General features: G+C 73.2%; 14 protein-coding genes. 11 read left to right on the top strand and 3 right to left on the bottom strand.

Going from position 1 to position 17,874, the window contains the following annotated elements; genetic code table 11:
- The first annotated feature begins 165 nt into the window (after nucleotides 1–165).
- The 8 genes from ACZ6RC_RS31245 to ACZ6RC_RS31210 all read left to right on the top strand — a co-directional run bounded on the left by ACZ6RC_RS31245 (nucleotide 166) and on the right by ACZ6RC_RS31210 (nucleotide 8,822).
- A complete protein-coding gene (locus ACZ6RC_RS31245; protein WP_469589596.1) occupies nucleotides 166–3,024 on the top strand; it encodes a DNA translocase FtsK in 2,859 nt (952 codons plus the stop codon).
- 277 nt (nucleotides 3,025–3,301) lie between these two features.
- A complete protein-coding gene (locus tag ACZ6RC_RS31240; RefSeq protein ID WP_391141255.1) occupies nucleotides 3,302–4,123 on the top strand; it encodes a helix-turn-helix domain-containing protein in 822 nt (273 codons plus the stop codon).
- 97 nt (nucleotides 4,124–4,220) lie between these two features.
- The gene (gene rimO, locus ACZ6RC_RS31235) at nucleotides 4,221–5,738 is read left to right on the top strand and encodes a 30S ribosomal protein S12 methylthiotransferase RimO (RefSeq protein WP_469589591.1); all 1,518 of its coding nucleotides are present in this window, start codon (nucleotides 4,221–4,223) and stop codon (nucleotides 5,736–5,738) included.
- Entirely contained in the window at nucleotides 5,735–6,436 is a 702-nt protein-coding gene (gene pgsA, locus ACZ6RC_RS31230) for a CDP-diacylglycerol--glycerol-3-phosphate 3-phosphatidyltransferase (protein ID WP_469589588.1), read from the top strand. The genes rimO and pgsA overlap by 4 nt, the downstream gene beginning before the upstream one ends.
- 114 nt (nucleotides 6,437–6,550) lie before the next feature.
- A complete protein-coding gene (locus ACZ6RC_RS31225) occupies nucleotides 6,551–7,072 on the top strand; it encodes a CinA family protein (RefSeq protein WP_453619380.1) in 522 nt (173 codons plus the stop codon).
- A 109-nt stretch (nucleotides 7,073–7,181) separates the two neighbouring features.
- Entirely contained in the window at nucleotides 7,182–7,565 is a 384-nt protein-coding gene (locus ACZ6RC_RS31220; protein WP_391141266.1) for a helix-turn-helix domain-containing protein, read from the top strand.
- A 172-nt stretch (nucleotides 7,566–7,737) separates the two neighbouring features.
- A complete protein-coding gene (locus ACZ6RC_RS31215; protein WP_391141269.1) occupies nucleotides 7,738–8,208 on the top strand; it encodes a Dps family protein in 471 nt (156 codons plus the stop codon).
- Between the two features lie 266 nt (nucleotides 8,209–8,474).
- A complete protein-coding gene (locus ACZ6RC_RS31210) occupies nucleotides 8,475–8,822 on the top strand; it encodes a hypothetical protein (RefSeq protein WP_469589583.1) in 348 nt (115 codons plus the stop codon).
- Here the strand turns inward: ACZ6RC_RS31210 and ACZ6RC_RS31205 are convergent.
- The 3 genes from ACZ6RC_RS31205 to ACZ6RC_RS31195 form a co-directional block, all read right to left on the bottom strand.
- Entirely contained in the window at nucleotides 8,770–9,537 is a 768-nt protein-coding gene (locus ACZ6RC_RS31205) for an SDR family NAD(P)-dependent oxidoreductase (RefSeq protein WP_469589580.1), read from the bottom strand. The genes ACZ6RC_RS31210 and ACZ6RC_RS31205 overlap by 53 nt on opposite strands.
- Nucleotides 9,538–9,615: 78 nt before the next feature.
- Nucleotides 9,616–10,404, bottom strand: coding sequence for an Fpg/Nei family DNA glycosylase (locus tag ACZ6RC_RS31200; protein ID WP_469589577.1), 789 nt, complete (start codon nucleotides 10,402–10,404; stop codon nucleotides 9,616–9,618).
- A gap of 190 nt (nucleotides 10,405–10,594) precedes the next feature.
- Entirely contained in the window at nucleotides 10,595–15,244 is a 4,650-nt protein-coding gene (locus ACZ6RC_RS31195; protein WP_469589574.1) for an ATP-dependent helicase, read from the bottom strand.
- Nucleotides 15,245–15,594: 350 nt separating this feature from the next.
- Here ACZ6RC_RS31195 and ACZ6RC_RS31190 point away from each other — a divergent pair, with 350 nt between their 5' ends.
- From ACZ6RC_RS31190 to ACZ6RC_RS31180, 3 genes are read left to right on the top strand one after another with little or no spacing between them, the layout of a single operon-like run.
- Nucleotides 15,595–16,467 carry an AraC family transcriptional regulator gene (locus tag ACZ6RC_RS31190; RefSeq protein ID WP_469589571.1) on the top strand — a complete coding sequence of 291 codons (873 nt, stop codon included), beginning with the start codon at nucleotides 15,595–15,597 and terminating at the stop codon, nucleotides 16,465–16,467.
- Between the two features lie 10 nt (nucleotides 16,468–16,477).
- A complete protein-coding gene (locus ACZ6RC_RS31185) occupies nucleotides 16,478–17,311 on the top strand; it encodes an AzlC family ABC transporter permease (RefSeq protein ID WP_469589569.1) in 834 nt (277 codons plus the stop codon).
- Nucleotides 17,308–17,616, top strand: coding sequence for an AzlD domain-containing protein (locus ACZ6RC_RS31180; protein WP_391141284.1), 309 nt, complete (start codon nucleotides 17,308–17,310; stop codon nucleotides 17,614–17,616). Before ACZ6RC_RS31185 ends, ACZ6RC_RS31180 begins: the two co-directional genes overlap by 4 nt.
- Nucleotides 17,617–17,874 lie beyond the last annotated feature (258 nt).

Below are 17,874 nucleotides of genomic sequence, written 5' to 3'. Positions count from 1 at the left end.
CGCCGTCGGCGCGGACGGTACGTCACCTCCGGCGCGGACGTAGTGTCACGGTCGGGTCGCAAGCCGTGAGCGTTCGTCAGTTTCGCGCCCCGGCACGGGCGACACGAACGGGTGAGGCCGGACGCGCACGTGTCGACGGCCGCTCACACCGGTAACCTCAGCATCATGGCCTCACGTACGTCCGGCAAGGGTTCCCAGGGCACGGCGGGCACCGCGAAGCCGCGCGCCGGCCGTACGCCTGGCGTCGCGAAGAGAGCGGTGCCCGCGAAGAGGACCGCCGGTCCGGCGGCCAAGCCCCCCGCGAAGAAGACCGCCGCAAGGAAGGCCGCGCCCGCCAGACGCGCGCCGGCCGGGAAGGCCGCGGCGAAGAAGGCGGCGCCCAGGCCCGCACCGTCCCCCACCGGGGGCGTGTACCGGCTCGTCCGCGGAGTCTGGCTCGGCCTGGCGCACGGAGTCGGCGCGATGTTCCGGGGGATAGGGCGCGGAGCCAAGGGACTCGACCCGGCCCACCGCAAGGACGGTCTGGCGCTGCTGCTCCTCGGGATCGCGCTGATCGTCGCCGCCGGGACCTGGTCCCAGCTGCGCGGCCCGGTCGGCGACCTCGTCGAGATGCTGGTCACCGGCGCCTTCGGACGGCTCGACCTGCTCGTCCCGCTCCTGGTCGGTGCCATCGGCATCCGCCTGATCCTCTATCCGGAGAAGCCGGAGGCCAACGGCCGGATCGTCATCGGTCTCTCCGCCCTCGTCATCGGCGTCCTCGGGCAGGTCCACATCGCCTGCGGCTCGCCCGGCCGGGGCGACGGGACCGAGGCGATGCAGGACGCCGGCGGTCTGATCGGCTGGGCCGCTTCCAAGCCGCTCGTCTTCATGATGGGCGAGGTCCTCGCCGTCCCGATGCTCGTCCTGCTCACGGTCTTCGGGCTGCTCGTCGTCACCGCGACCCCCGTCAACGCCATCCCGCAGCGGCTGCGCGCGCTCGGCGCCCGGCTCGGCATCGTCGAGCCGGCGTACGACCCCGCGTACGACCCGGCGTACGACCCCGAGATCATCGACGAGGGCGAGGCGTACGACGGGGCCTGGCGCGAGGCCGCCCCGGCGCGGAGCCGGCGCCGCGCCCCCGGGCCCGCGGACGTGTACGACACCGACCGGGCCGAGGAGGAGGCGCTCACCCGGCGCAGGAGCCCGCGCCGCTCCTCCGCGCGGTCGGCCGACCGGCCCCTGGACGCCGTGGACGTCGCCGCGGCCGCGGCCGCCGCGCTCGACGGGGCCGTGCTCAACGGCATGCCGCCCTCCCCGCTGGTCGCCGACCTCACCCGGGACGTCACCGCCGAGCGGGCCGCCGCCACGGGGGCGGAGGCTCCCCCCGTTCCGACCGAGCCGCCGGCCGTCCCGGCCCGTCCCTCGGTGCCTCCGGCCGCTCCGGTGCCCACCGCGCGGGGCGCCGAGCCGGAGGCCGGGCGCCGGACCGGAGCCGTACCGGATCTCACGAAGCCCGCGCCCGAGCACCAGGAGATGCCCGCCCGGGCCGAGCAGCTCCAGCTCGCCGGGGACATCACCTACGCGCTCCCGTCGATGGACCTGCTGGAGCGCGGCGGCCCCGGCAAGACGCGCAGCGCGGCCAACGACGCCGTGGTCGCATCGCTCTCCACCGTCTTCAGCGAGTTCAAGGTCGACGCGGCCGTCACCGGCTTCACCCGCGGTCCGACGGTCACGCGCTACGAGGTCGAGCTCGGGCCGGCCGTCAAGGTCGAGAAGATCACCGCCCTCACCAAGAACATCGCGTACGCCGTGGCCAGCCCGGACGTCCGGATCATCTCGCCGATCCCGGGCAAGTCGGCCGTCGGCATCGAGATCCCCAACAGCGACCGCGAGATGGTCAACCTCGGCGACGTCCTGCGCCTCGCCGACGCCGCCGGCGACGACCACCCGATGCTGGTGGCGCTCGGCAAGGACGTCGAGGGCGGCTACGTGATGGCCAACCTCGCGAAGATGCCGCACGTCCTGGTCGCCGGAGCCACCGGCTCCGGAAAGTCCTCGTGCATCAACTGCCTCATCACCTCGGTGATGATAAGAGCGACCCCCGAGGACGTCCGGATGGTCCTGGTCGACCCCAAGCGGGTCGAACTCACCGCCTACGAGGGCATCCCGCACCTGATCACGCCGATCATCACCAACCCCAAGCGGGCCGCGGAGGCGCTCCAGTGGGTCGTGCGCGAGATGGACCTGCGCTACGACGACCTGGCCGCCTTCGGCTACCGGCACATCGACGACTTCAACGAGGCCATCCGCAACGGCAAGGTCAAGCTGCCCGAGGGCAGCGAGCGGGAGCTCAGCCCCTACCCGTACCTCCTGGTGATCGTCGACGAGCTGGCCGACCTGATGATGGTCGCCCCCCGGGACGTCGAGGACGCCATCGTCCGCATCACGCAGCTGGCCCGGGCGGCGGGCATCCATCTGGTCCTGGCCACCCAGCGCCCGTCCGTGGACGTCGTCACCGGCCTGATCAAGGCCAACGTGCCCTCCCGGCTCGCCTTCGCCACCTCCTCGCTCGCCGACAGCCGGGTCATCCTCGACCAGCCCGGAGCGGAGAAGCTCATCGGCAAGGGCGACGGACTCTTCCTGCCGATGGGCGCGAACAAGCCCGTCCGCATGCAGGGCGCCTTCGTCACCGAGGACGAGGTCGCGGCCGTCGTCCAGCACTGCAAGGACCAGATGGCCCCGGTCTTCCGGGACGACGTCACCGTCGGCACCAAGCAGAAGAAGGAGATCGACGAGGACATCGGCGACGACCTCGACCTGCTGTGCCAGGCCGCCGAGCTGGTGGTCTCCACCCAGTTCGGGTCGACGTCCATGCTCCAGCGCAAGCTCCGGGTCGGCTTCGCGAAGGCCGGCCGGCTGATGGACCTGATGGAGTCGCGGAACATCGTCGGGCCCAGCGAGGGCTCCAAGGCGCGGGACGTCCTCGTCAAGCCGGACGAGCTGGACGGGGTACTCGCCGTCATCCGCGGGGAGTCGGAGGGGTGAGTCCGGGGGCCCGGGCGGGCCGCCCGCGCGGAGGCGATCGGGTGACCCGAACGGGCCCGGCGTCACCCGCATGGCCGGAACGAGACCTGGCCGAGACTCACTCGTAAGGGAACGGAGGGCAACCGTTTCCCTTGGCCGTACGTCAAGTTGGAGGGAGGGACAGAACGATGTCCCAGCCTCATGGCGTACAAACCGAGTCCGCCCGGTTGCCCCACCCTTTCGTACCACCCATAGACTGAACATCCAGCAGGTGGCTACACGCTCGAAAGGCGCTCTCGTGTCCATCGGCAACTCCCCCGAAGACGACCGGAACGTCCCGGCAGACGACCGGGATTCGATCGGTCGCGCTCTCCAGCAGGGCCGCGTCGCCGCCGGCCTCACCGTCGAAGAGGTCAGTGCCTCCACCCGTGTCCGGATTCCGATCGTGCACGCGATCGAGGAGGACGACTTCACCCGCTGTGGCGGCGACGTCTACGCCCGCGGGCACATCCGCACGCTCGCGCGCGCCGTCGGACTCGATCCGGCGCCGCTCGTCGACCAGTACGACGCCGAGCACGGCGGCCGTCCAGCGCCGACCCCCGCCGCACCGCTCTTCGAGGCGGAACGTATCCGCCCCGAGCCGCGCCGCCCCAACTGGACCGCCGCCATGGTCGCGGCGATCGTCGCCGTCGTCGGCTTCGCCGGCTTCACGATGTTCAACGGGAACGACGCGTCGAGCGGCTCCGGCACGGTGGCGGAAGGCCCCGCCCCCGTCAAGAAGCCCGTCAAGCCCAAGCCCACCAAGCCCGCCGACCCCAAGCCGGTGCCCTCCGAGAGCGCCATCGCGGCGGTCCCGAAGGACAAGGTCACGGTCAAGCTGACCGCGACCGACGACAAGAGCTGGATCTCCGCCAAGGCCCACGACGGCAAGCTGCTCTTCGACGGCCTGCTCCTCAAGGGCGACTCGAAGACCTTCCAGGACGACGAGCGCATCGACCTGATCCTCGGCAACGCCGGGCCGATCGAGCTCTACGTGAACGGCAAGAAGGTCGCGCAGAAGTTCGAGACCGGACAGGTCGAGCGGCTCTCCTACACCAAGGGCGACCCCGAGGCCGGCTGATCCTCCCGGCCGCGGCCACAGCCCCGTCCCGTACCCCCGTCGCGCGGAAGAACCCTGCGCGGCGGGGGTACGGTCAGGACGAAGTAGTCTTGAGCCCATGCCCGAACGCCGTACCGTCGCCCTTGTCACTCTTGGCTGCGCCCGTAACGAGGTGGACTCGGAGGAGCTCGCAGGCCGCTTGGCAGCGGACGGCTGGGAGCTCGTCGAGGACGCATCGGACGCGGACGTCGCCGTCGTCAACACCTGTGGATTCGTCGAAGCCGCCAAGAAGGACTCCGTCGACGCCCTCCTCGAAGCCAATGATCTGAAGGATCACGGCAAGACCCAGGCCGTCGTCGCGGTCGGCTGCATGGCCGAGCGGTACGGCAAGGAGCTGGCCGAGGCCCTCCCCGAGGCCGACGGCGTGCTCGGCTTCGACGACTACGCCGACATCTCCGACCGCCTCCAGACCATCCTCAGCGGCGGCAACGTCGAGGCGCACACCCCGCGCGACCGGCGCAAGCTGCTGCCGCTGTCCCCGGTGGAGCGGCAGGAGGCCGCCGCCGCGGTCGCCCTGCCGGGCCACGGCGGCCAGGCCGGCACCGGCGCCGCCGAGGCGCCGGAGAACGTGCCGAGCGACCTCCCCGAGGGCCTGGCCCCGGCCTCCGGCCCGCGCGCGCCGCTCCGCCGCCGCCTGGACTCCAGCCCCGTCGCCTCGGTGAAGCTCGCCTCCGGCTGCGACCGCCGCTGCTCCTTCTGCGCCATCCCGTCCTTCCGCGGCTCCTTCGTCTCGCGCCGTCCCTCGGACGTGCTCGGCGAGACGCGCTGGCTCGCCGAGCAGGGGGTGAAGGAGGTCATGCTGGTCTCCGAGAACAACACCTCCTACGGCAAGGACCTCGGCGACATCCGCCTGCTGGAGACGCTGCTGCCCGAGCTGGCCGCCGTCGACGGGATCGAGCGGATCCGTGTCAGCTACCTCCAGCCCGCCGAGATGCGGCCCGGGCTGATCGACGTGCTGACCTCGACCGAGAAGGTCGCCCCCTACTTCGACCTGTCCTTCCAGCACAGCGCCCCGGACGTGCTGCGGGCCATGCGCCGCTTCGGCGACACCGACCGCTTCCTGGAGCTCCTGGAGACCATCCGGTCCAAGGCGCCCACCGCCGGTGCCCGCTCCAACTTCATCGTCGGGTTCCCCGGCGAGACCGAGGCGGACTTCGCCGAGCTGGAACGCTTCGTCACCCACGCCCGCCTCGACGCCATCGGCGTCTTCGGCTACTCCGACGAGGACGGCACCGAGGCCGCCTCCTACGAGCGCAAGCTGGACCAGGAGATCGTGGACGAACGCCTCGCCCACCTCTCCCGACTCGCCGAGGAGCTCACCGCCCAGCGTGCGGAGGAGCGGATCGGAGAGACCCTGGAAGTACTCGTCGAAACGGTCGACTCCGTCGACGAGGACGGCGGCGTGATCGGCCGTGCCGCCCACCAGGCGCCGGAGACGGACGGCCAGGTGGTCCTCACCCCCGAGTCCGCCGCGCGCCACGACCTGGCTCCCGGCCGTATGGTCACAGCGAAGGTCGTGGGAACGGAAGGCGTCGACCTGGTGGCCGAGTGTCTTTTCGAGGAGGCGGGCAGATGACCGGAGTCCCGGCGTCCGCGACGGGCGGGCCCGGTAGGCCCGCGCCCGGCGGCAAGCTGGGCGCTGCGGCCGTCAATCAGGCCAGCCTGTGGAACATCGCCAACATCCTCACCATGATGCGCTTGGTGCTCGTCCCCGCCTTCGTGCTGCTGCTGTTCCAGGAGGGCGGGCACGACCCGGCCTGGCGCGCCTGGGCGTGGGCCGCGTTCGCCGTCGCCATGATCACGGACGTGTTCGACGGCCATCTGGCACGGACGTACAACCTGGTCACGGACTTCGGGAAGATCGCCGACCCGATCGCCGACAAGGCGATCATGGCGGCCGGACTGATCTCCCTGTCGTGGCTGGGGGACCTGCCGTGGTGGGTGACGACGGTGATCCTCGCCCGCGAGCTCGGCATCACGCTGCTGCGGTTCTGGGTGATCCGTCACGGGGTGATTCCGGCCAGCCGGGGCGGGAAGGTGAAGACGCTGGCGCAGGGGACGGCGGTCGGCATGTACGTCCTCATGCTGACCGGTCCACTCGCCACCCTGCGCTTCTGGGTGATGCTGGTGGCCGTCGTGCTGACGGTCGTCACCGGCCTGGACTACGTCCGGCAGGCCGTCGTCCTCAGGCGCCAGGGGCTGGCCGCCGAGCGGGCCGCCCGATCGTCCGACGGGCCCTCGGTCCCCGGGCCCACGGCCGGCTCGACGCGGTGAAGGTGACCGCGGGCGCGGGAACGTGACCGCGGTCGTGCAAGGGCGAGCGCCGTCGTGGTGACGGCGAACGCGATGGAAGAGGCGTGATGAGGGAAGCGCGGTGAGGGAAACGCGATGAAAGAAGCCACGCTGGTCCTGGACCTGCTCGCGGAGCGCGGTCACACGGTGGCCGTCGCCGAGTCCCTCACGGGCGGCCTGGTGGCCGCGGAGCTGACGTACGCCCCCGGGGCGTCGGCCGGCTTCCGCGGGTCCGTCACGGCCTACGCCACACCCCTCAAAGAGACGCTCCTCGGCGTCGACGGGTCCCTCCTGGAAGAGCGGGGCGCGGTCGACCCGGAGGTCGCGCTGCAGATGGCGGCCGGTGTCCGCGACCGGCTCGGCGCCGACTGGGGCATCTCCACGACCGGCGTCGCCGGGCCAGAGCCGCAGGACGGGCAGCCCGTCGGCACGGTGTACGTGGCCGTCGCGGGACCGGCCGGATCGGGCGCCGCGGCCGGGAAAGTGGCCTCGTTGCGGTTGAACGGCGATCGCGCGGACATCCGTAAAGAGAGTGTGCGCAGCGTGCTGGAACTGCTCGGCGACGAACTCTCGGGAAATGCGCGGGCACAGGATACGGAACAGAACGGGGGGAATTGATGTTTGCAGCCCTGAGTGAACACGACATCGCTCCCCGCACGGCCGCAGCGCGAGGCGGTACGGTGGGGCGTGAAGGATGCGGCTACGCGGTCCGAGGAGGGAGCCACCGATGATTCTGCTCCGTCGCCTATTGGGTGACGTGCTGCGTCGGCAGCGCCAGCGCCAGGGCCGTACTCTGCGCGAAGTCTCCTCGTCCGCCCGAGTTTCGCTCGGCTATCTCTCCGAGGTGGAGCGGGGGCAGAAGGAGGCTTCCTCCGAGCTGCTCTCCGCGATCTGCGACGCGCTTGACGTACGGATGTCCGAGCTCATGCGCGAAGTGAGCGACGAGCTGTCACTGGCCGAACTGGCCCAATCGGCAGCGGCGAGCGAACCGGTGCCGACACCGGTCCGCCCGATGCTCAATTCCGTGTCGGTGACGTCGGTGGCCGGTGTGCCCACCGAGCGGGTGACCATCAAGGCGCCCGCGGAAGCGGTGGACGTCGTCGCCGCCTGACACGACCTGAACCGAATGGGCGAGAGCCCCGGAAGATGTCCCAGGAGGACATCCGCCGGGGTTTTTGTCTTGTTCGCGGCCTCTCGACGGGGTACGGGTGCTTGGTTTGAGATGCCCGATACCGGTCATGCGTGCCATGGTGAGGGAACGTACGACTGGTTGGAGAACAGGCATGTCCGTCGTGAAGAGCTCGTTGTCCGAAGCCGACCTCAAGACGGTCGGCAATGCCCTGCAGGGCGCCCTGGTCGACCTGGTCGACCTCGGCCTCGTCGCCAAGCAGGTTCACTGGAACGTGGTCGGACCGCGGTTCCGCTCGGTCCACCTCCAGCTCGACGAGGTCGTGATGACCGCGCGCCAGCACTCCGACGTGGTGGCCGAACGCGCCTCGGCGGTGGGCGTCAACCCGGACGGCCGGGCCGCGTCCGTCGCCTCCGGCAGCGCCATCGGCGAAGTGCCCACCGGCTGGATCAAGGACACCGACGCGGTGAAGATCCTGGTCGACGCCCTGGTCGCGGTCATCGCGCGGATGCGGGAGCGGATCGAGGCCACGGACGAGCCGGACCCCGTCACCCAGGACATCCTGATCGGCCTGACGGCCGACCTCGAGAAGCATGCATGGATGTTCCAGGCGGAGAGCGCCTGATCATGGCGACGGGCGGCCCGGGCCCGCGCGGCGGGGCGACGTCGCGGGGCCCACGGGCCGCGTCGCCGGGCCTGCCCGGTCTTCGCGACGCCAGAGGGTGTCTCGTCGCTCAGGCCGGATCAGGGCGCGGTGCCGGGCGTCGCGGGCCAGGCGGGGCTCTCCGGGGCGTGCGCGGCCTGAACGGCCCGGCGTGCGCCCGCGGTGCCTCCGGTGCGCCCTCCCGTCGCGCGATACGCCCGGTCTAGCGTCGACCGGAGGAGGCGGCCATGGTACGGCGATGGTTTCCGCCGGTGACGTTCGCACTGGTGGCAAGCGGGCTGGCGGTCGGCGGGCTGTGGTGGTGGGCCGTGCTGCGCCTTCTCCTCGTCCCGCAGCAGACCGGGCTGGTCGAGGGCGCGGTGGCCGCCGGCGGCTGGGGGCTCAGTCTGCTGCCCGTCCATGTGGCCGCCTCGACCGCACGCGGCCCCCGGGGCCGAATACGGACGGGACGTTCAGCGCTCTCCGCCGGACGTACCCGGCTCGCTTCCGGACTCTTCCGATTCACCGCCGGACGCACCCGGCTCACCACGGCATCGCGACCCCGCCGTTCGGGCGGAGGATCTGACCCGTCGTGAACGACGAGGCGTCCGAGGCGAGGTGCAGCACCGCGTGCGCGATGTCCTCGGGCACGCCGACCCGGCGCAAGGGGGAATGCCGGACCATCGCCGCCTCCGCCTGCTCCTGAGCGGCCGGTTCGTGGCGGTCGGTCATGGGCGTACGGATCCACCCGGGCGCGATCGCATTGACCCGGATGCCGTGCCGGCCGACCTCCGTGGCAAGGGTCTTCGTCAACTGCACCACGGCGGCCTTGGCGACGCTGTAGCAGAGCAGACCCGCGCTCGCCGAGTCCATCGCCCCCGAGGCCATGGTGACGACGGAGCCGCGCGTGCCCGATGCGATCATCGACCGGGCCCCCTCCTGGCAGGCGTACAGCACTCCCTTGAAGTTCACCGCGAGCACGCGGTCGAGATCCTCGTCGCGTGTCTCCAGGACCGTGCTCGTGTGCATGATCCCGGCGATCGCCGCCATCACGTGGAGCGGGCCGGCGACGCTGCCGACGGCCGCCGCGAGGGCGGTGCGATCGGTGACGTCCAAGGGGTGGAGGCGGGCCGTGCCGCCGCGTTCGGCCACGAGGGCCGCGGTCTCCTGTAGTCCCGGCTCGTCGCGATCCGCGCAGTGGACCGTCGCACCCGCCTCCGCGAGCAGGACGGCCGTCGCCCGGCCGATCCCGCCCGCCGCGCCGGTGACGAAGGCGGTGCGGCCGCTGAGGTCGTACGCCGTGAGAGGCATGCGGGGACCGTACGACCGAATCTGACGGTCCGTCAATTACTTGGTGGGACACTTTCGGTGCGCGGTGGGGTCCTTCCGCTACGCGGTGGGGCCCTTCTGGCAGCCCGGGCACCAGTAGGTGACGCGGTCGCCGAGCTCCGCCTTCCGGATGGCCGTCCCACAGCGCAGGCAGGGGCGGCTGCGACGGCCGTAGACGTAGAGCTGTTCGGACGGCAGGCGGGCGGACGTCGTCCTGCGCGAGGTCCGTTCCTTGTTCTCCTCCAGCAGACGGCGGGCCGTGGCGACGAGCCGCTCGGGGACGCCGGGCGCAAGCTCGCTCACCGGAAGCCAGGGAGTGACCGCGGCGAGGAACGCCAGCTCCGACTTGTAGACGTTGCCGATGCCCGCGAGATTGCGCTGGTCGAGCAGGGCTTCGCCGAGCGAGCGCGCGGGGTCGGCGGTCAGCCGGCGGACCGCCTCCGCCGCGTCCCAGTCAGGGCCGAGGAGATCCGGGCCGAGGTGGCCCACGACATCGGGCTCCTCCGAGGTGCGGATGAGTTCGAGGACGGGCAGGCGGTAGCCGACGGCGGTGCGCTCGTCGTTGCTGAGGATCGCCCTGACCTGGTGGACGGGGCCCCCGCGCCACCGCTCACCGTTGGCGTACACCTGCCAGGAGCCGTCCATCCGCAGATGGGAGTGGAGGGTCAGACCGCCCTCGATCCGGGTGAGCAGGTGCTTCCCGCGCGGGGTGACGTCGAGGACCGTGCGCCCGGTGAGGTCGGCGGTCGCGAACCGGGGCACCCGCAGATCGGACCGGGTCAGCACCCGCCCGGCCAGCGCCGCGTGCAGCCGGTGGGCGGCCAGCCAGATGGTGTCTCCTTCAGGCATGGCTCCATCATGCGGGATCGAGGGGCAGGGGGTCAGGGGCGCCGGAGGTGGCCGGGCGCAGCTCGGCCAGGCCGTCAGGCGTGTCCTGCCGATCGCGCCGGGTGCCGGGTCGGGGTGCCGGACACCGCGACCCGGCAAGCGAGCGGGTGTGCCAGGCGATCCCGGCCAGGCGGGACTTTCCGGAGATGGTCTAGGGGCGCAGGCGGAGGCCGCGGGGGGTGGCGTGGAAGCCGGCGGTTTCCAGGGCGCGGGCGAGGGGGGAGGTGAGGGCCGCGGTTCCGTTGACCCGTTCCACCGTGACCGTACCGAGCGAGCCGGCGAGGGCCGAGGTGGCCAGGGACTCGGCGGCGGCTCTCAGCGCCGGATCGTCCGGGTCCGCGGGCCAGCACAGCAGCGTCTTCCCGCCCCGCTCCATGTAGAGCGTCAGCTCGCCGTCGACCAGGACCACCATGGCGCCCGCCTTGCGGCCGGGCTTGTGGCCTGCGCCCGTCGGAGGCTCAGGCCAGGGCAGGGCGGCGCCGTACGCGTTGGCCGGGTCGGCCGCGGCCAGCACCACCGCACGCGGCCCCATGGCCGCCTCCGCCCCGCGGTCGCGGGCGGTCGCCGCCGCCCGGAGCCGGTCCACGGCCCCGTCCATCGCGAACTGCGCCGCGCCGAGGCCCTCCACCACATAGCCGCGCCGGGCCTGCCCGCTGTCCTCGAAGGCCGACAGGATGCGGTACGTCGCCGAGAAACCGCCCTCGACCCCTTCGGCGGCCACCGCGCCGCGGGTCACCACGCCGTGCCGGTCCAGGAGCGTGCGGGCCAGGGCGTGGGCGCGGTGGGTCGGTTCCGGCTCGGCGGGCGGGAGCAGGGCCCAGCGGCCGCTGACCGTGGGCGGGCCGGTCCGCGAGCCGGAGCGGGCGGCCACCGCCAGGGTGCCGTAACGACCGCGGGGGACGGTGCGCTTGGCGCGGTGCGCCGTGGCGCCGGCCGTCCGGCCGGAGCCGAGCAGCGAACGCAGCGGGGCGAGGGTGTCGTTGGTGAGCCGCCCGGACCAGGCCAGGTCCCAGAGGGCGTCGGCAAGCTGCGGATCGGTCGCGTCCGGATGGGTGGTGGCCCGGACCTGGTCGGCGATCTGGCGGAAGAACAGGCCGTAGCCCCCGGTCAGGGCCGTGAGCACGGACTCGTGGAGCGCGGTCGTCTCGAGCGGATGCGGCGGCGGGAGGAGCAGGGGCGCCGCGTCGGCGAGATAGAGGGAGACCCAGCCGTCCTTGCCCGGCAGGGCGCCGGCACCGGCCCAGACGACCTCGCCGGTCGTGGTCAGCTCGTCGAGCAGGGCCGGGGAGTAGTCCCGCACCCGGGACGGCAGGATCAGCTTCTCCAGGGCCGAGGCGGGGACGGGCGCCCCCTGCAACTGCTCGACGGCACGGGCGAGGCCGTCGATCCCGCGCAGGCTGCTGCCGCCCAGGTGCTGCCACTGGGGCAGGAAGGTGGCGAGCGCGGCCGGAGGAACCGGCTCCAGCTCGTGCCGGAGGGCGGCGAGCGAGCGGCGCCGCAGACGGCGCAGCACGGCCGCGTCGCACCACTCCTGCCCGATCCCCGACGGGTGGAACTCGCCCTGGACGACGCGGCCGGCCGCGGACATCCGCTGGAGGGCGCCGTCGGTGACCGCGGCGCCGAGCCCGAAGCGGGCGGCGGCCGCGGAGGACGTGAAGGGGCCGTGGGTGCGCGCGTACCGGGCGAGGAGGTCGCCCAGCGGGTCCTTGACCGGCTCCGTGAACGCCTCCGGCACCCCGACCGGCAAGGCCGTGCCCAGGGCATCCCGCAGCCGGCCGGCGTCCTCGATCGCCGCCCAGTGCTCCGTGCCGGAGATTCGGACGCGGATGGCCCGGCGGTCCGTGGCCAGCCGGGGCGCCCACTCCGGATCGGCGCCCCGCTCGGCCAGCTCGGCGTCCGTGAGCGGGCCGAGGACGCGCAGCAGGTCGGCGACGCCCTCCACGTCCTTGATCCGGCGGTCGTCGGTGAGCCATTGCAGCTCCCGCTCCAGCTCGGTCAGCACGTCCGCGTCGAGCAGCTCGCGCAGCTCGGCCTGGCCGAGGAGCTCGGCGAGGAGCCGGGAGTCCAGGGAGAGCGCGGCCGCCCGCCGCTCGGCGAGCGGCGAGTCGCCCTCGTACAGGAACTGGGCGACATAGCCGAAGAGGAGGGAGCGGGCGAACGGGGACGGCTCCGGGGTGGTGACCTCGACCAGCCGCACCCTGCGGGATTCGATGTCGCCCATCAGCTCCGTGAGCCCGGGGACGTCGAAGACGTCCTGGAGGCACTCGCGGACGGCCTCCAGGACGATCGGGAAGGATCCGAACTCGCTGGCGACCTGGAGCAGCTGGGCGGCCCGCTGCCGCTGCTGCCACAGGGGCGTGCGCTTGCCCGGATTGCGCTTGGGCAGCAGCAGGGCCCGCGCGGCGCACTCGCGGAACCGGGAGGCGAACAGGGCCGAGCCGCCGACCTGGTCGGTGACGATCTGGCTGATCTCGCCCTTGTCGAAGAGCGCGTCGGCCGCGCCGATCGGGGCCTGGTCGGCGTCGTACGTCGTGTCGAGGCGCCGGTCGGCGTCCACCGGCTCGTGGTCGAGGAGGTCCAGGCCCATCATGTCCGCGTCGGGCAGCCGCAGCACGATCCCGTCGTCGGCGTGCATGACCTGGGCGTCCATGCCGTACCGCTCGGCGAGCCGGGCGCCGAGCGCCAGCGCCCACGGGGCGTGCACCTGGGCTCCAAAGGGGGAGTGGATGACGACCCGCCAGTCGCCGAGCTCGTCGCGGAACCGCTCGACCAGGATCGTCCGGTCGTCCGGCACGTGACCGCAGGCCTTGCGCTGCTCGTCCAGATAGGCGAGGACGTTGTCGGCGGCCCAGCCGTCCAGGCCCGCCGTGAGCAGCCGCAGCCGGGCGTCCTCCGGTTCGAGCGAACCGACCTCGCGCAGGAACGCCCCCACCGCGCGACCCAGTTCGAGCGGGCGGCCCAACTGGTCGCCCTTCCAGAACGGCAGCCGGCCCGGCACGCCCGGCGCGGGGGAGACCAGGACCCGGTCCCGGGTGATGTCCTCGATCCGCCAGGTCGTGGTCCCCAGCGTGAAGACGTCGCCGACCCGGGACTCGTACACCATCTCCTCGTCGAGCTCACCGACCCGGCCGCCGCCCTTCTTCGGGTCTGCGCCGGCCAGGAAGACCCCGAAGAGACCCCGGTCGGGGATCGTGCCGCCGGAGGTGACCGCCAGCCGCTGCGCGCCGGGCCGGCCGGTGACCGTACCGGCCACGCGGTCCCAGACCACGCGCGGGCGCAGCTCGGCGAAGGCGTCCGAGGGATAGCGGCCGGCCAGCATGTCCAGGACGGCCGTGAACGCCGACTCGGGCAGGGAGGCGAAGGGGGCGGCCCGCCGGATCACGGTCAGCAGGTCGTCGACCTGCCAGGTGTCCAGGGACACCATCGCCACCAGCTGCTGGGCCAGCACGTCCAGGGGGTTCGCCGGAATCCGCAGCGCCTCGATGGAACCGCTGCGCATCCGCTCCGTGACCACGGCCGCCTGGACCAGGTCGCCGCGGTACTTCGGGAACACCACGCCCGTGGAGACGGCGCCGACCTGGTGCCCCGCGCGGCCCACCCGCTGGAGCCCGGAGGCGACGGACGGCGGCGACTCGACCTGGACGACCAGATCGACCGCACCCATGTCGATGCCCAGCTCCAGGCTGGAGGTGGCCACCACCGCGGGCAGCCGGCCCGCCTTCAGATCCTCCTCGACCTGGGCGCGCTGCTCCTTGGAGACCGAACCGTGGTGCGCCCGGGCGAGCAACGCGGGAGCGCCCTGCGCGGCGCCGGACTGGGCCATGACCTCGGCCGGCGGGGAGCCCTCGGGAAGAGCCTCCCCGGTCGCGCGTTCGTACGCGATCTCGTTGAGCCGGTTGCAGAGCCGCTCGGCCAGCCGGCGGGAGTTGGCGAAGACGATCGTGGAGCGGTGCGACTGGACGAGATCGGCGATCCGCTCCTCCACGTGCGGCCAGATCGAGGGCTTGTCGCCGCCGTCCTTGCCCTCGGAGGCGGGGGAGCCGACCAGCTCGCCCATGTCCTCGACCGGGACGACGACGGAGAGGTCGAATTCCTTGCCTGAGGGCGGCTGGACGATCTCCACCTTGCGCTGCGGGGAGAGATAGCGGGCCACCTCGTCCACCGGGCGGACGGTCGCCGACAGGCCGATCCGGCGCGCCGGGCGCGGCAGCAGCTCGTCGAGCCGCTCCAGGGACAGCGCGAGATGGGCACCGCGCTTGGTCGCGGCCACGGCATGGACCTCGTCAAGGATCACCGTCTCGATGCCGGAGAGGGCGTCGCGCGCGGCGGAGGTCAGCATCAGGAACAGCGACTCCGGCGTGGTGATCAGGATGTCCGGCGGCTTCGTGGCCAGAGCCCGGCGCTCGGCGGGCGGGGTGTCGCCGGAGCGGATGCCCACCCGCACGTCCGGCTCCGGCTGCCCCAGCCGCACCGACTCCTGGCGGATGCCGGTCAGGGGCGAGCGCAGATTGCGCTCCACGTCGACCGCGAGCGCCTTCAGCGGCGAGACGTACAGCACCCGGCAGCGCTTCTTGGGGTCCGCGGGCGGCGGGGCCGAGGCGAGCTGGTCGAGCGACGCGAGGAAGGCGGCCAGGGTCTTGCCGGAGCCGGTGGGCGCCACGACGAGCACGTCGGAGCCCGCGCCGATGGCCTGCCAGGCGCCTTCCTGCGCCGCCGTGGGCGCGCTGAAGGCCCGCGTGAACCAGCCGCGGGTCGCGGGGGAGAACGAGTCGAGCGCAGCAGACCTGACCATGCCCCCCATCGTGCACCCGGCCACTGACAACGGGGCCGGATGACGTGCCCGGCGGGGGGCGGAGGAAGGCGTTCCCCAGGGGCGCCTCGGGCCTGGCGGTGCCTGCCTGGGGACCCTCCGTACTCGTCCCTGCCCGGGGCCGGATGAGGTGCACGGCGGGGCGTCTCCCCGGGGACCGCCCCGGGCGCCGGCCGTGCCTGCCCGGTCGGATGACGTGCACGGCGAGGCGACCCCCGGGGGCCGCCTGGGGACCTTCCGTACTCATCCCTGCCCGCCCGGGCCCCTGCGTGCCCGCCCTGGCGGGTCCGAGGCATGGACGCGCAGGTCGGGGGCGGTTCCGGCGGCGCAGAATGGAAGGTATGGCGATCCAGCCGAGCGGCGGCCACAAGGACGAGTGGGCCAGGCACTGGCAGTACCCCGGCGTGCCCGGTCTCGATCTGCTGCGCGCCCGCTATGTGAGCCACTCCTTCACCCGCCACAGCCACGAGGGGTTCGTCCTCGGCGCCGTACGCCGGGGGATCGAGGACGTGGTCATGCCCGAGGGCACGATCCGCGCCAGGCCCGGCACCGTGGTCCTGATCAACCCCGAGGTGCCACACGCGGCGCACGCCGGAGTGCCCGAGGGCTGGTCGTACGCCACGCTCTACCCCTCCTCGCAGCTGATCGCCGGCATCGCGCGCGAGGAGACCACGCTGCGGGGGACCGTCGGGTTCGCCGAGACGATCGTGGAGGACGAGGAGACCGCCCGGCTCATCCAGGCCGTGCACCGGGCGGCCGAGGAGGGCAACGCCCTCGCCGCCGACAGCCTGCTGCGGATCGGCGTGGCCCGGCTGCTGCGCCGGCACGGCCAGACCCTGCCCGCCCGCACCCCGCAGGCGGCCGGAGGCCGTACGGCGGTCCGGGCCAGGGAGCTCCTGGAGGGGCGGATGTCCGAGCCGCCGTCCCTGGAACAGCTCGCCCGGGAGCTCGGCGTCAGCCCCTTCGCCCTGCTGCGGGCCTTCAAGACCGCGTACGGCATGCCCCCGCACACCTGGCTGACCAACGCGCGCGTGCGGCGCGCCCGGCACCTGCTGGAGACCGGCGTCGCGCCGAGCGAGGCGGCCGTGACCGTCGGGTTCACCGACCAACCCCACCTGAACAGGCACTTCACCCGGATCGTCGGGGTTCCTCCCGGTGCGTACCAGCGGGAGCGTGCAAGAACGTACAAGACCGGCCCGCGGGACGGCTCGTAACGTCCCTGACGTGGCAGAACAGACAGCACCCCCGGTCATACGGGACGCACCGGATAAACCCGACTCCGCCGTCGTACGCGACGCGCTCGGCGTCGGCATCGCCGTCGGGCTCTCCGGCTTCGCCTTCGGCGTGACGTCGGCGGGAGCCGGCCTCACCCTGCTCCAGACCTGCGCGCTCAGCCTCCTCGTCTTCACCGGCGCCTCGCAGTTCGCGCTGGTCGGGGCGCTCGCGGCGGGCGGCAACCCCTTCACGGCCGCCGCCGGGGCCTTCTTCCTCGGTACCCGGAACGCCTTCTACGGCCTGCGGCTCTCCCAACTGCTCGCCCTGCCCCGCGCGGTCAGGCCCTTCGCCGCCCAGTGGGTCATCGACGAGACGGCGGCCGTCGCGCTCGCGCAGCCCACCCGACGGGCGGCGCGGATCGGGTTCACCGTCACCGGACTCACCCTGTACGTGCTGTGGAACCTGACCACGCTCCTCGGGGCGCTCGGCGCCGAAGCCCTCGGGGACACCGAGGCCTGGGGCCTGGACGCGGCCGGTCCGGCCGTCTTCCTCGCCCTCCTCGCGCCGATGCTGCGCACGGCCACCGAGCGGGCCACGGCAGGGCTCGCCGTCCTGCTCGGCCTCGGCCTGCTGCCCGTCCTGCCCGCCGGCGTCCCCGTCCTGGCGGCGGCGCTCGCCGCGCCCGCCGTGCTGTGGGTGCAGGGCCGCCGCGAGGCGGCGAAGGACGCGGGGAGGGAAGCCGGGAAGCCCGGGAGCGGTGAGCCGGGCCGGACGACCCCGGTGGACGGGAAGAGCGGGCGGCGCGGGACGCCCGACAAGAGCGGAACGGAGGACGAGGGATGAACGTCTGGCTCGCCATCGGCCTCACCGTGGCCGGGTGCTACCTCGTCAAACTCCTGGGGCTCCTGGTGCCCGCGGGCGCGCTGGAACGACCGGTCGTCCAGCGCCTGGCCGCCCTGCTCCCGGTGGCCCTGCTGGCGGCCCTCACCGCCCAGCAGACCTTCAGCGCCGGTGGCGCCCTCGTCCTGGACGCCCGCGCCGCCGGCATCGCGGCCGCCGCCGTCGCGCTGATCGTGCGGGCGCCCTTCCTGGTGGTGGTCGGAGCCGCCGTCGTCGTGACGGCGGGCGTCCGGGCCATCGGCGGCTGAGGGGCGACGGCAGAGGAGCCCGGCGGCAAGGGCCCCGGGCCGCGGAGCCGGGTGGACCGCGAGGCGGCGCTTCCGGGCTCGCAGGGGCCGGGTCCGTACGGCCCGGGTTCGTACCGCCCGCGCTGCGGCGGTCCCGCGCCGGCGGAAGGCGCCCTCGGGTCAGCCGGCCGGGTGGCCCTGTGCCCGCCCGTCTCAGGCACGTACGCCTCGGGCTCGTACGCCCGGGCCCGCACCGCCCGCGCCGCGGCGGTCCCGCGC

The sequence above is a fragment of the Streptomyces sp. NPDC048353 genome (assembly GCF_055587165.1).
The sequence above is the reverse complement of the archived record's forward strand: the minus strand, read 5'-3'. Positions and strand labels throughout refer to the sequence as shown.

Bases quoted from the DNA above. Each gene is read 5' to 3' on its own strand.
- ACZ6RC_RS31245 (WP_469589596.1), top strand. From the start codon at position 166: ATGGCCTCACGTACGTCCGGCAAGGGTTCCCAGGGCACGGCGGGCACC.
- rimO (WP_469589591.1), top strand. From the start codon at position 4,221: ATGCCCGAACGCCGTACCGTCGCCCTTGTCACTCTTGGCTGCGCCCGT.
- pgsA (WP_469589588.1), top strand. From the start codon at position 5,735: ATGACCGGAGTCCCGGCGTCCGCGACGGGCGGGCCCGGTAGGCCCGCG.
- ACZ6RC_RS31225 (WP_453619380.1), top strand. From the start codon at position 6,551: ATGAAAGAAGCCACGCTGGTCCTGGACCTGCTCGCGGAGCGCGGTCAC.
- ACZ6RC_RS31220 (WP_391141266.1), top strand. From the start codon at position 7,182: ATGATTCTGCTCCGTCGCCTATTGGGTGACGTGCTGCGTCGGCAGCGC.
- ACZ6RC_RS31215 (WP_391141269.1), top strand. From the start codon at position 7,738: ATGTCCGTCGTGAAGAGCTCGTTGTCCGAAGCCGACCTCAAGACGGTC.
- ACZ6RC_RS31210 (WP_469589583.1), top strand. From the start codon at position 8,475: ATGGTACGGCGATGGTTTCCGCCGGTGACGTTCGCACTGGTGGCAAGC.
- ACZ6RC_RS31205 (WP_469589580.1), bottom strand. From the start codon at position 9,537: ATGCCTCTCACGGCGTACGACCTCAGCGGCCGCACCGCCTTCGTCACC.
- ACZ6RC_RS31200 (WP_469589577.1), bottom strand. From the start codon at position 10,404: ATGCCTGAAGGAGACACCATCTGGCTGGCCGCCCACCGGCTGCACGCG.
- ACZ6RC_RS31195 (WP_469589574.1), bottom strand. From the start codon at position 15,244: ATGGGGGGCATGGTCAGGTCTGCTGCGCTCGACTCGTTCTCCCCCGCG.
- ACZ6RC_RS31190 (WP_469589571.1), top strand. From the start codon at position 15,595: ATGGCGATCCAGCCGAGCGGCGGCCACAAGGACGAGTGGGCCAGGCAC.
- ACZ6RC_RS31180 (WP_391141284.1), top strand. From the start codon at position 17,308: ATGAACGTCTGGCTCGCCATCGGCCTCACCGTGGCCGGGTGCTACCTC.